Below are 10,464 nucleotides of genomic sequence, written 5' to 3' on the forward strand. Positions count from 1 at the left end.
TAGTTCTGCTTGCCATAGCTTTTTTTGCCGTTTTTCTTTAAACTGGGACTGTGACAGTCGGGGCAATTGATCTGTATTTGTGTCTTCATAACCTCAAATATATCATCTTGCTTCGGCTGTCACCCTTCTTTTATTACTCCAGCATACTTTTTGATACACCACCTATTATTGATGTGTTTGCTCGCGCTATCGTTGGCTGGAAAGTATCTAATCGCATGAATACCGATATGGTGATGGCGGCGTTAAATCAAGCAATAGCAGATAGAAACTATCCCAAAGATGTGATTCATCACAGTGATCGAGGGGTTCAGTACTTATCTATTCGCTATACCGATAAGATGACGGACTCTGGAGTGATTGCTTCTGTTGGTACAACAGGCGACTCTTATGACAACGCATTGGCTGAGACAGTTAACGGGCTTTATAAGTCTGAGGTGATTGAATATCTAAAAGAACAATGGCATGGCGTGAACGATGTTGAATTAGCAACCCTTGAATGGGTGGACTGGTTTAACAAAACACGACTGCATAGCACGATTGGATATGTGTCACCTTTTGAATTTGAAAAGCGGTATTATGATAATTTAACCCTGTCAGGCATTGCTGCCTGACTCAAGTAAATCACTCTCCGATATAGTCGGGGCGGTTCAGAGAGAGGGTTTCCCTTAACATCGACTTGTTCTAATGCTCTGAGATTGGCAATACTATCGGGTAGACTTTGTAGGCCATTGTGATAGAGTCCCAGAGTTTTTAGTTTATTTAGATTGCCTATCGAGCTTGGCATGATTTCGAGATCAGAAGCACGTATCTCTAGTTTTTCAAGGTTTGTTAAGTTTCCGATACTATCAGGCAAAGCTTTCAACGCTTCATTGGCATACAACTCAATACTTGTAAGCTTACTCAGATTGCCAATAGAATCTGGTAAATGCTGAACCTTCGTTCCTCTCATATCAAAATAGGTAAGTGATGATAAATTACCGAGCTCATCAGGAAAACTCTCTAAGCTTTTTGAAAAGATATTAAGCGATTTAAGATTCTTTAGTTGACACAATACCTTTGGGAATTCAGTGAAAGCGCAGTCCATATAAACCAGTGCCTCTAAGTTATCTAGTTGAGCAATCTGCGCTGGTAGTTCATTGAAACCTCTGAGTCTAAGATACTTTAGATTTCTTAAATTGACGATAGCAGCAGGTAACGGCTCAGTGGACTCACTTTCCCTTTGTATTACTGATTTATTACCAATATAACTATAACTCGTTGATTTTCCATATCCTAAATCCAGTCGCTCTAACTGGCGTAATGCCTCAGGATCACGAGGAACGCTGCTGTCAGAGCTGCCTGCTATATTATGGTTATCAATCCAGTCCCATATCTGTGTCATCCAGTCTTCAACGCGTGTATCTTGATGGCGAGTAGTATTGTCATCTTGGTTGGTTTTATCATTATATGCTGTCATAAGGTTACCTTTTAATAATCGTTAAATGAGGTGATTGCATTTAAATTTTTAGTGGGTTTTATTGCTATGTGTCAAACTTGAAAGTCGTTGGGCACAGTAATATAACCAAGGTAAGCCATATTCCTAACATAGCTTGGACTATCAGTGACTGAGACTGATAAAGGTTTATGAAGCTGTTTGGAGGGTTTGCTTAAAAAAGCGGAATAGCAGAAAGCGCTCATAAGACTCAGTAGCTGAGTATGAGGAAAATAATTAAGAAGTATAAAGGTTGGAATCAATTGACTAGAAGTAGCCATAAAGAAATCTCCTGTTGCTCTGTCTGTGCCAAATTGAAACGACACAGTCACCTTACAGAGCGAAAAGGAGTTGTGCGTTTTACCAGTCTTTGTTTTTCATCGCGCTGGAAGTAGCCTTAAACCCACGATGTTTTTTTATGATAGCAAGCGGTTTAGCATTTGTCAAAGAAGCTTATTGTAGAGCCCATGCCGAATACTGTGTAATAGCCCTTTAGATTAAATGCCTGCTGATACGGTCATCAAACATAATCATAAAGTGACCCCTGCCTTCAAATCTGTAGAAACAAATTTGGGAGATTTTAGTTACGCAGCTTGACGATAAAAGTCAAACCACACCTGTTTTGGTGATTTATAGCCCAAACCCTTTTGAATCCTCGTCCCGCTTCGAGCACAGCTTATAGTGGCGTAATTAAACTGTAATGTATTTAAGAGACAAGATTTGATAATTAGAAAAGCCAGGCAATCCAAGCTGCCTGGCTTTAATATTGTGAACGACTTATCTATTATTATGTTCCCGCCATAAAGCATGCTCGCACACCTCACAGCACCAATTCTCTTTTGAGCGCATATACGGAATGTCTGCTGGCACTTCTAAAGGACAGATATAGCCACAGTATTCGCAAAGCACATCATCTAAGTAAGCAAAACACTGACCTATCGCATCAAACATGATATGAGGACTGATGCTATATTTATGGCACACTGCTTCCACATGCGCGATATAATCACCTTCATTGTCATATGCCCAGTAATCCTCACAGATTCTTAGATCTCGTGCATTCTGCGTCATATTAAGCTGAAGCTTTACACTCATCATGTTCTCCTCAGTAGCCACCATAATTAGAGTGCGGTAATAGCTCGTAAAGCTCGCTCTGAAGCTGACAACGCATATCCTCAATCACATAGTCAAGATTCGCATCCAAGCGCTTCTGTACCCATATACGCATCGCCATATCGTTATCAAAGCAGCGCTTTACTCCTAAGAAGCGAGCGAGATTATGACCCGATGAAATATACAACTCACGCATCAATGCATTAGCAATAAGGTTTGCATCTTCACTGATAGCGCCATCAGGTTTAAACTCACCAAACAGCTGCTCATAATTGATAATTTTCATTGTGACGTCTCCTTGTCAGTTTGTGCATTCGCAACAAGTCCTTTAGCTTCAGAGTTATTTGATGTGCTGGTTAACTTCTCCTTACTTGCTAGCAGTAAGTTATCCATCGCTGAACCATCCTGACGGGTAATATCAGGAACATAGCGGCTGTATACCCGAAACAGCATCTCCGTACTACTGTGACCCATTTGCCGCGCTATCCACTCAGGGTTCTCACCAGCAGCGAGCCAAAGCGTCGCTGCAGTGTGCCGAGTCTGATAAGCACGCCGATGTTTCAAACCGAGTAGGGCAAGGGTTGGCTTCCACACCCGCCGATTCACATTGCGGTACTCCATCGGATTGCCCTGTGAGTTGCAAAACACGAACTCTGACTTACCGTACGTACGCGTCTTCTGCTCTAGTAGAGCGTCATACACTAACTGTGACATTGCAATATCGCGTTGTGAGCCTAACGTTTTCGTTGGACCCATCTCCCCATTCACTAACGCACCGCGTATACTGATCTCACGCCGATCAAAGTTAATGCAGTCCCACTTGAGCCCATCGATCTCACTGGTACGCATTCCCGTAAAGAAGCGAATGGTATAGTAAGGCCTATAATCAACGCGGACATGCTTTAAAATTAGCCATACCTCAGCAAGTGTAAAAGGATTCACATCCGGACGAGCTTGTTTGAGATTCTTAATGTTTTTATAAGGCATCTCAAAGTCATGGCGATCTGACGCTTCTTCTAGTATCATACGAAGAAGTATCATGATCTGATTGATTCTTGCTACTGACAGACTTGACTGACCATCTTTACCGTAACGAACTTTGGCGAGGGAGCTACGGAAGGTCAGCAAGTCTGATTTTTTTATCGCATGTACCGCTTTACCACCAAACTCAGGTAATAAGTACTTATTTAAAATAGTCTGTATCTTTTGCCGATAGCTCAGCCGCCATTCAATTTTTCTCTCTTCATAAAAAGTTTCTGAAAACTGCCTAAAGGTTGGATTACGACTGATACAAGCTTCCGCTCTATCAGCCAGTGCCATCATTTCCTGCGCTCGTTCACTCTTTGGAAAGTAAGCAGCGTAGTCGAAAATGCCCAAAGTTATTTCTGCTTCCATTTTTTTCATGACTTGCGCTAATTTTTTACGATTAGCTGCGTTGTCTTCCAAGCTAGTCTTTTCTCGACAGCGCTTACCTAAGTAGCGGAAGTCGACAACTAGCTTTCCAAATCGTCCTCGCATAGTAGCCATAATAAATCTCCTTATATTATTGAAGTGCCATACCGTTAATGGCGCTCATAACGGGCTTGCACATATCCTCTTCGATACGCTCCCATACATATAAAATCTTACGCCCACCAAACGGGCGTATGTAATGGATATTCTCAATCAAGACGGTGTCTTTCATTTGATTGCGGATAGTGCGTGGATCGTATTTAATACGCTCAGCCAATTCATCAGTTGTTAAATAAGTATTGCTCATGATATTTACCTCTTTTCAGTTATTAAGTCATCGCATTAAGTGATAGAATAAAAATTATTTTATCAACCTGTAAAAATGCATCTTGAAGGAATCAATTAATATTTACCCGCTTAAAGGTAATTAATAACCGATTTGTGTACTATATTATCTTTTTACCTCAATGTAAAGCATTTTTACCCGAAAAGAGGTATTTATTGTGATCGTATCTAAACTTCCTGTCATTTTGGCAGAGAAAAAATTGCGTGTAGCAGATGTTGTAAGGGCAACAGGCATGAGCAAATCAACGCTTCATAAACTATATAATGAAGAGTCATCAAGAATTGATTTCAATACTATCGATCAGCTATGTGAGTTTTTAGACGTGCAGGTAGGTGACTTATTTATTTATAAGCCAAATAATAAAGAAGCTAGTGACGAGTCTTGAAGACCTATAAAGCTGGAAATAAATGCGTAGAGAAACAGCGGTATAGCCTTGTATACAACGCGCTTCAAAATACGGAATTAAGGTTGGGGTTATTTTTTATATTTGCTTTTACATGATTTGGTCACGTTTTGGTCACGCTATGAGTTCAGTCTATAAAAGTAGTAGAAAAGGAAAAAAGATGCTAAGAAAATATTTTTTAGCATTGTTTTTTATAAAGAGAAGAATGGTAAGTTGGGGTCAATTATAAAATCAGTGTTTATAGCGTGGGCACGAAATGGTCACGTTTTGGTCACGGTGCTGATTTTTGAGCTTTTAATATATTAGGTAAACTTAATAATTGAGCTAACCAGCTAATACTAAATTTCGCTACAACCCTTGAAAAATAGACAAAAAAAAGCCTCACTGTGAAGTGAGGCTTTTTAAGTATTTGGAGCGGGAAAAGAGATTCGAACTCTCGACCCCAACCTTGGCAAGGTTATGCTCTACCACTGAGCTATTCCCGCTAAATCATTTGATTAACTATCATCAGATGATGAAGGCATATTATACGCAGTTTTTTTATTCTGTCAACAGATAAGTTTAAATAAAAAAGTACTGCTGATTGAGTGTTCAAAAATCATCACTACCAGCCGCCTATGTCAGGATAATTGAGTATATCGAACACCAGACTTTATAGGTTTTTATAGCAGATTAGCTATTACTCTAAATGGCTAAAGTCATGATTTATAGTAGTTAATGTTATACAAAGCTGTAAGACTTTGAGGTCGTATCCTTTAACAGTAGTTACAATTCTGTTATATTGATAATAGTGAATTAATTTAATTATATTTATTTCTAATTGAGCATAAGTACATTTTCTAAATTATAAATACTATAAAAAATGTACTACGGAAATGACTTCATTATGACCAATAATCAAGCTTTACAACAGATCCGCTTAATATGTAGCTCAGGGTTACCGCCTTTGATGGTCATGCCGCTACTTTCAGATGCATTGCATAAGGTTCTACCGTGTTTTAGCTTTACTTTTATTTTCACGGATCAGCAGGCAAAGCCCCTAGCTTATTATGCTGAAAATCTTGATGAGAGCACTCACAAGCTGTTTAGTGAGAAAGGGCATTTGCTTACCTCTGAGCATAATGACCCTGCCAGCTTCCCCCATTTATTTGGGTTGCCGAACGCATACGGTAATATGCTCAATCCGCCTGCTCAGTATTATAAAGGTAGTATTTACACCAACTTTTTTGCCCCGAACGGTATACAGCATTTTATCGATATGACCATTAGCCATAATGGCTTACCATTAGTTATGATAGGTATTTTTAGGGAAGAGTTCGGTAAAAAATCTGCTAAAAAGTCTGGTTATAGTAAGAAAGAAATAGCGCTACTGCCTTTATTATATAGTCACCTAAAACATCTAAGTTTATCTAAAAGTAGTCTTGAGGCGCGTGACAATCTCTTAGATAGCATTGATTCAAAAGCTTTTGGTTTAACCTTTGATGACAATGAAATCCAAGATGATGTTATGGCAGAAGTTTTTACGGAATGTGAGCGTAATACAAGAGTTGATAGTATGAGTGCCAGTATCACGGTCAACGCTAATGGAGATATTCTGTTTGCCTCACAAGAAGCTATCAATCTGCTCAAGCAAGGTCTCACTGTCAAGCATAGATATCTACTAGAATATCAACATAGCATGCAGCCGCTGGTCAAGTTCTTGTGTCAGTCATTAGCGCGTAAATTTGCTCACAGCTATATCAGTCCACCTATGCGCTATCTACCTGTGCCAAATGGCATGTTAATTATTCGAGCTTATCAAATGAATGCCCTAACAAGCGCTAATGGCCTGCCAGAATATTACTCCATTCATATTGAGCTGGTACAGCCTACTCGATTAAGAGTATTGCGTCAGTTGACTAGATATCAGCTGCCTCCCAAGGTGATGTCTGTCGCTTGGTTTATCTCTATTGGCTTAAATAATGTACAAGTTTGCGAGCGTTTGTCTATTCAGCCCAGTACTTTGCGTAGCTACCTAAAAGTTCTCTATAACCGCTTAAATGTCAATTCTCACGAGCAGCTCAAGCTGAAACTCACCAACTCCTAACTCAAGCTTTATCCTCTATTAGTTGGTTTATCCCCTATATGGGGGAAGAAATAAGTTAGCTTTGCGCCCATACTACTATTATATTTAGGATGACTCTATAAATTAGGAGAAAAGTCATGCGTTTATCATTTCCCGCAAGCTTGCTATCAGGCAACAATCAAGACGGTTATCTAAAAGTGGGTTCGGTGGCATTACTATTGATCCTTAGCACTTTTGCCTTTAGCCCCTCTGCCCAAGCGGGCTTCGATGACATGTCACATTATGCTCCTCGAACCTTGGTTGCCAACCCTAATAATTTTAAGCGCATACGTATTAATGGCAGAGGGGTTTCAGAGTCTATGGCGCCCTGTCCCCTTGCTATGGGGCTTATCAATTGTACCTTAGAGAAGGTGGCCTTGATAAGTCTACCGATTAGCAGCATTGATGATGACTATGATCTGGCACAAGTGTTTTATTATCCTAACACTGAACAGCCAAGCACCGCAGTAGTCATCGTGCAAAAGACAGGCTTGATGGATGATAGCGTCAGTGGTCAAAGGTATCGGGTTAGTTTTAAGTTGGAAGGTGGCAATACCGCTAATGCCTCTTGGAATTTTGTCCAGTATGGTGAGCAGTTTCAGTGTGCCAGAGGGGATATGGCAGGCAGGTGGGTGAAGAGCAGATGCCTATAGTCGATATGATTTAAAGACATTAAGCTCATTAATATTTAGGAAATAGTTATTACAAACGGAGTTGTCAACTATGAAAACCTCGATAAAAATGTCAACCGTCTTACTGACTAGCGGCATTATACTCAGCACGCTACTAACGGCCTGTGATTCAGCAGACATTACGGACAAAGTCGCTTCTGCGGCCACCGAAGCTGCAGTAGAAAAAATGTCAGATTCAGAAATGGATATCAGTATAGATAATGATGAGAAAAACCAACAGCAAACTATCGTCATGAAGGAGGGCGATGATGAGCTGAAAATGGTCGTAGGTCTAGATGTCGCATTGCCCAAAGACTTTCCTAGTGACGTACCGCTACCGGCGAGCATGAGATTAATAAGTGCCACTGAAATACCAGATCAGGGCTACAGTATTCATGGAGCCGTTGCAGGCGAACTATCAACAACGATTAGCCAAACTAAAAAAGAGGCGAAAGATGCAGGATGGGAAGAAAGCACGGTCTCGGAGCAACTGGAATTAATCATGATTATCATGGAGAAGGACGGTCGAGTATTGGTCTATAGCGTTATGGAATTAGAGCCAAAAGAGAGGCAGGTAGAAGGACATAACCTCATGTATAGCGTGACCGCTAGCTAAACTAGCTCATCAGTTATCAAGCATTAGAGCCACTCTAATGCTTTTTTTGTGTCTAAAAAGCCTAAAAGTGCAAAGTATCCCCCATGTGGGGGAAGTTATGACAAGGCTTTTAACTTAATCTAAACGAATAGGTTAGATGCCATACATACTGTCAGTAGTCTGTATAACGAGGTTGATGATGGCAGTAACTTGGCTAATGAGATCCTGATATTTATTTAATAACAATGACTGATAAAAAAGGAATTTGTCATGTTAAACCATATCTATAGAGTCATCTTCAATCGTGCTACTGGCTGTTATGTCGCCGTTAGCGAAATCGCCAAATCTAGTGGTAAATCCAGTCGCGCTACTACTGTCGGTGCAGTAGCTTCAACAACTAATATTGATAAGAATAGTTCAAATAGTGCTCGCTCGCTACGTCGTCATGCCGTCAGTGCTGCGATAGCGGCAGCGCTAGGTCTAAGTGCGATGAGCAGTCAGGCCTTTGTTTGTGAAAGCACTACAGGTTTTGGTGGTGGTTCAACGGCTACTGGTTTCGAAGCTACTGCTTGTGGCTTTAGTAATGAGGCTTCAGGCTTTGCGAGCTCAGCGATGGGTTACAGCAATCAATCTTTAGGCTCTATTAGTTTAGCGATGGGTTATAGTAATCAGTCAGTAGGAGAGCTTAGCAGCGCCTTAGGCGCTCTCACTGGTGCTATTGGTACTGGCAGTACTGCAGTCGGCGGTGCGTCAGGTTCTGCTGCAACCATTGAGGATGATGGTACCGTAATAACCTCGGTAAACGGTATTCCTGTCACTGCTACGAGTACTAATCTAAATAGCATTACTAAAATCAATGGCGTGACAGTTAATTCGGATCAGCGTGCTGCCTTTATCAACAGTGTTAATAATGGTGGGGCTGTGGCCTTTGGCTTAAATAGCACCGCAGTTGGTGCAGAGAATGCCGCGATAGGGGGTCGTAGTAGCGCATTGGGCGTTGGTAATCGAACACTGGGTTATTGGAGCTCAGCGATAGGTTATCGCAATGAGTCATCAGGAAGGGCAAGCTCAGCAATGGGATATTATAATGAGTCTTCAGGAGAAAAAAGCTCAGCGGTGGGTTTTAATAATGACTCTTCAGGCTATGCTAGCTCAGCGGTGGGATATTATAATGACTCTTCAGGCGAATCTAGCTCAGCAATGGGATCTTTTAATGAATCATCAGGAGAAAGAAGCTCAGCTGTGGGTTATGCTAATGATTCTGCAGGAATTTATAGCTCAGCTGTGGGTTATCGTAATCAGTCAGTAGGAGAGCTTAGCAGCGCCTTAGGCGCTCTCACTGGTGCTATTGGTACTGGCAGTACTGCAGTCGGCGGTGCGTCAGGTTCTGCTGCAACCATTGAGGATGATGGTACCGTAATAACCTCGGTAAACGGTATTCCTGTCACTGCTACGAGTACTAATCTAAATAGCATTACTAAAATCAATGGCGTGACAGTTAATTCGGATCAGCGTGCTGCCTTTATCAACAGTGTCAATGCTGGTGGGGCTGTGGCTTTTCGTGAAAATAGTACCGCAGTTGGTGCAGGGAATGCTGCAATAGGAGTAAAAAGCAGCGCATTGGGTTTTGATAATCTGGCACTAGCCAATAATAGCTCCGCGGTGGGTTATCGCAATGAGTCTTCAGGCGAGGGTAGCTCAGCGGTGGGTTATAGCAATGAGTCTTCAGGCACTGATAGCACAGCGGTGGGTTCTGACAATCAGTCTTCAGGCAATTTTAGCTCAGCGATGGGTCATCGAAATGAGTCTGCAGGCAACCGTAGCTCAGCGGTGGGTTATCTCAATGAGTCTTCAGGCGAGAAAAGCTCAGCAGTTGGCTATCTCAACAAATCATCGGGCGATAGTAGCTCAGCAATGGGTGTTAGTAGCGTGGCAAGCGCCGCAGGGGCAACCGCTGTTGGCAGTGGTGATAAGTTTAGGTTAGTACCTGTAGACGGTGCTGTGGTGCAAGCCGCCTTTACCGCGGCGACTCCAGCAACCTTGACAGACCCTGAGGGTCGTCGCTATAAAGACGACGGCTCGGGCGGTAAGATATATGAGTTCGCAGCAGCAGACTATAAACCATTTGGTATTGGTGCTACCGCAAGTGCTGTACGAGCACTGGCACTGGGTACCGACGCAGTCGCTGACATTCGCGACAGCGTCGCGCTCGGCAGTAAAAGCGTCACCTCAGTAGCGGCGGGCGTAGCAGGCTATGTAGTGGCATAATAAAATTGGACAGCTTCTAAGAGGTTATAATAACCCAAAGA

At 41.9% G+C, this 10,464-nt stretch carries 10 protein-coding genes, 1 tRNA gene and 1 pseudogene; 6 read left to right on the forward strand and 6 right to left on the reverse strand.

All coding sequences use genetic code 11. The annotated features are described in order from the left end of the window. Positions 1-164 precede the first annotated feature (164 nt). Positions 165-611 (forward strand): annotated as a pseudogene (locus tag EI161_RS11480) (DDE-type integrase/transposase/recombinase); the annotation flags it as partial. On the opposite strand, the gene EI161_RS11485 reads toward EI161_RS11480, so the two are convergent. From EI161_RS11485 to EI161_RS11505, 5 genes are all read right to left on the reverse strand, one after another. Next, complete coding sequence (locus EI161_RS11485; protein WP_192529599.1) at positions 575-1,456, reverse strand: leucine-rich repeat domain-containing protein; 882 nt, start codon at positions 1,454-1,456, stop codon at positions 575-577. The pseudogene EI161_RS11480 and the gene EI161_RS11485 overlap by 37 nt on opposite strands. A gap of 792 nt (positions 1,457-2,248) precedes the next feature. After that, positions 2,249-2,566: a hypothetical protein gene (locus EI161_RS11490; RefSeq protein ID WP_192529600.1), complete on the reverse strand. Its 318-nt coding sequence runs from the start codon at positions 2,564-2,566 to the stop codon at positions 2,249-2,251. Between the two features lie 10 nt (positions 2,567-2,576). Beyond that, on the reverse strand, positions 2,577-2,870 hold the full coding sequence (locus tag EI161_RS11495; protein WP_192529601.1) for a hypothetical protein: 294 nt from the start codon (positions 2,868-2,870) through the stop codon (positions 2,577-2,579). After that, a complete protein-coding gene (locus EI161_RS11500; protein ID WP_192529602.1) occupies positions 2,867-4,111 on the reverse strand; it encodes a tyrosine-type recombinase/integrase in 1,245 nt (414 codons plus the stop codon). Before EI161_RS11500 ends, EI161_RS11495 begins: the two co-directional genes overlap by 4 nt. A gap of 16 nt (positions 4,112-4,127) precedes the next feature. Next, positions 4,128-4,343 carry a hypothetical protein gene (locus EI161_RS11505; protein WP_045454368.1) on the reverse strand — a complete coding sequence of 72 codons (216 nt, stop codon included), beginning with the start codon at positions 4,341-4,343 and terminating at the stop codon, positions 4,128-4,130. 196 nt (positions 4,344-4,539) lie between these two features. Between EI161_RS11505 and EI161_RS11510 the strand changes: the two genes are divergently transcribed. After that, positions 4,540-4,767: a helix-turn-helix domain-containing protein gene (locus tag EI161_RS11510; protein WP_192529603.1), complete on the forward strand. Its 228-nt coding sequence runs from the start codon at positions 4,540-4,542 to the stop codon at positions 4,765-4,767. A 428-nt stretch (positions 4,768-5,195) separates the two neighbouring features. On the opposite strand, the gene EI161_RS11515 is transcribed toward EI161_RS11510, so the two are convergent. Continuing rightward, positions 5,196-5,270: transfer RNA gene (locus tag EI161_RS11515), tRNA-Gly, on the reverse strand. A 401-nt stretch (positions 5,271-5,671) separates the two neighbouring features. On the opposite strand from EI161_RS11515, the gene EI161_RS11520 reads away from it, so the two are divergent. From EI161_RS11520 to EI161_RS11535, 4 genes are all read left to right on the forward strand, one after another. After that, on the forward strand, positions 5,672-6,871 hold the full coding sequence (locus EI161_RS11520) for a helix-turn-helix transcriptional regulator (RefSeq protein WP_192529604.1): 1,200 nt from the start codon (positions 5,672-5,674) through the stop codon (positions 6,869-6,871). 116 nt (positions 6,872-6,987) lie between these two features. Next, positions 6,988-7,542: a hypothetical protein gene (locus EI161_RS11525; RefSeq protein ID WP_192529605.1), complete on the forward strand. Its 555-nt coding sequence runs from the start codon at positions 6,988-6,990 to the stop codon at positions 7,540-7,542. 70 nt (positions 7,543-7,612) lie between these two features. Next, entirely contained in the window at positions 7,613-8,176 is a 564-nt protein-coding gene (locus EI161_RS11530; RefSeq protein WP_192529606.1) for a hypothetical protein, read from the forward strand. Between the two features lie 249 nt (positions 8,177-8,425). After that, the gene (locus EI161_RS11535) at positions 8,426-10,423 is read left to right on the forward strand and encodes an ESPR-type extended signal peptide-containing protein (RefSeq protein ID WP_192529607.1); all 1,998 of its coding nucleotides are present in this window, start codon (positions 8,426-8,428) and stop codon (positions 10,421-10,423) included. Positions 10,424-10,464: the final 41 nt, after the last annotated feature.

The organism is Psychrobacter sp. FME5 (assembly GCF_014861375.1).
GTDB lineage: Bacteria > Pseudomonadota > Gammaproteobacteria > Pseudomonadales > Moraxellaceae > Psychrobacter.

Excerpts from the sequence above, each read along its gene's own strand:
- EI161_RS11505 (WP_045454368.1), bottom strand. The coding sequence starts at position 4,343 with ATGAGCAATACTTATTTAACAACTGATGAATTGGCTGAGCGTATTAAA.
- EI161_RS11535 (WP_192529607.1), top strand. The coding sequence starts at position 8,426 with ATGTTAAACCATATCTATAGAGTCATCTTCAATCGTGCTACTGGCTGT.
- EI161_RS11490 (WP_192529600.1), bottom strand. The coding sequence starts at position 2,566 with ATGAGTGTAAAGCTTCAGCTTAATATGACGCAGAATGCACGAGATCTA.
- EI161_RS11530 (WP_192529606.1), top strand. The coding sequence starts at position 7,613 with ATGAAAACCTCGATAAAAATGTCAACCGTCTTACTGACTAGCGGCATT.
- EI161_RS11525 (WP_192529605.1), top strand. The coding sequence starts at position 6,988 with ATGCGTTTATCATTTCCCGCAAGCTTGCTATCAGGCAACAATCAAGAC.
- EI161_RS11500 (WP_192529602.1), bottom strand. The coding sequence starts at position 4,111 with ATGGCTACTATGCGAGGACGATTTGGAAAGCTAGTTGTCGACTTCCGC.
- EI161_RS11495 (WP_192529601.1), bottom strand. The coding sequence starts at position 2,870 with ATGAAAATTATCAATTATGAGCAGCTGTTTGGTGAGTTTAAACCTGAT.
- EI161_RS11485 (WP_192529599.1), bottom strand. The coding sequence starts at position 1,456 with ATGACAGCATATAATGATAAAACCAACCAAGATGACAATACTACTCGC.
- EI161_RS11520 (WP_192529604.1), top strand. The coding sequence starts at position 5,672 with ATGACCAATAATCAAGCTTTACAACAGATCCGCTTAATATGTAGCTCA.